The sequence below is a fragment of the uncultured Methanofollis sp. genome, from assembly GCF_937919355.1.
In the GTDB taxonomy this organism is placed as follows: Archaea; Halobacteriota; Methanomicrobia; order Methanomicrobiales; family Methanofollaceae; genus Methanofollis.
Window position 1 is genome coordinate 1 of record NZ_CALFSA010000061.1, and the last position, 1,446, is coordinate 1,446.

Annotated in this window: 2 protein-coding genes; both read right to left on the reverse strand. The window is 60.4% G+C overall.

The window, feature by feature from the left end:
* Positions 1–466, reverse strand: a 466-nt coding sequence (locus Q0520_RS02945; RefSeq protein ID WP_298666395.1) for a glycosyltransferase family 2 protein, incomplete at its 3' end; no start/stop codon positions are given.
* The coding region (locus Q0520_RS02950; protein ID WP_298666398.1) for a glycosyltransferase family 4 protein at positions 463–1,446 on the reverse strand (984 nt) is incomplete at its 5' end. The genes Q0520_RS02950 and Q0520_RS02945, both read right to left, overlap by 4 nt.

Below are 1,446 nucleotides of genomic sequence, written 5' to 3' on the forward strand. Positions count from 1 at the left end.
CGCGCCTGAAGGCGGTGTTGCACCCGAGGGTGTAGTAGAGCGTGTGCGTCAATGCGCCGAGGCGGGAGAAGAAGTTTGCGAGGGCGAGTGAGATCGCGTTCTTGATCCCCTTCTCCTTCGGGTACACGAGGCCGAAGACCTGCACCACATTGGGGCGTGTGGCAAAGTCCTTCTCGATCCTCTCCAGCCAGTCCGGGGGGATGATGCAGTCGGCGTCGGTCGTGGCGATGATATCGCCCTTTGCGGCCTTCGCACCGTCGTTTCGTGCGCCGCCGACCTTCTTGCTCGTCTGCACGAAGACGAGGTCGGCGTACCTCTCTGCGATCTCCCGTGTCTTGTCCTTCGAGTTCCCGTCCACGACGATGATCTCGTACCGCTCCCGCGGCAGGGTCTGGTTGCAGAGGGACTCGAGACAGGAGGCGATGTTCGCCTCTTCATTGTAGGCCGGTATGATGACGGAAATCATGGGTTGATCAACTCGTTGTAGAGATGGATGTGGAGGTCTGCGATCTTTTTTATATCGAATGTTTCTGTGAAGGACCGTGCGAGAGAGGCGTGCCTCCTGAGCGCCGCTTCATCGCGGAAGTGCGCCCCCGCCTCCTCGTTGTCCTCAAAGAAGAGGGCGGCGTCCCCGAAGATCTCGACGAACTCCGGGATACGCCGGATGACGACCGGCAGGCCGCTTGCAAGGGCCTCCAGCACGACAAGACCGAAGGTCTCGGCATAGGAGGGCATGAAGAAGGTGTCTGCCCCGCAATAGGCGGCGGGGATGTCGTCGACAAAACCGGTGAAGGTGACGTTCTTCCCGCACCTCGCCTTCTCCTCTTCGATCCGCCCGTGGTCCTTGGAGAACCTCCCGTACGGGAACCCGCCGACCCAGACAAACCTGATCTCCGGGTGTTCGTGCGAAAGGGCGAGGAAGTCGTAGATGCCCTTCCGCGGCGTCTGCTGGGCAACCGAGAGCACCACAGTTTCGTCCTCCTCGATGCCGTACTTCGCCCTGAATGCCGCTCTCTTTACCGGGTCCGGCCTGAACCTTTCCCTGTCCACGCCGTTCGGGATGAGAGTGGTCGGGACGTCGGGAGCGATCTCGTGGACCTCCTCCTCGCAGAGGTGCGAGATGGCGATGATGTGGTCGAAGCCCCGGTAAATCTCAGGGTAGAATTGGTTCACCGTCCCTGAGAAGGCGAGGTTGCCGGTGTTGAGGCGCGGGGTGGAGTGGGCGGTGAGCACCTTGACGCCATGGCTGTATTTTTTGTTTGTCAGGGCGAGGGGACCGAAGGTATGGTAGTGCACGAGGTCGAAGTCGCGCTCAAGGGCATTCCAGGAGACATCCGGGCTGGCTTCTGCTCGTGCGATGGCGCTGTACAGGGTTCTGGCCAGGGTGGCGCACCCGATATACTTGAAAAAGAGCATGTCCTCGACGAAAAAGTTGACCTTCATGAG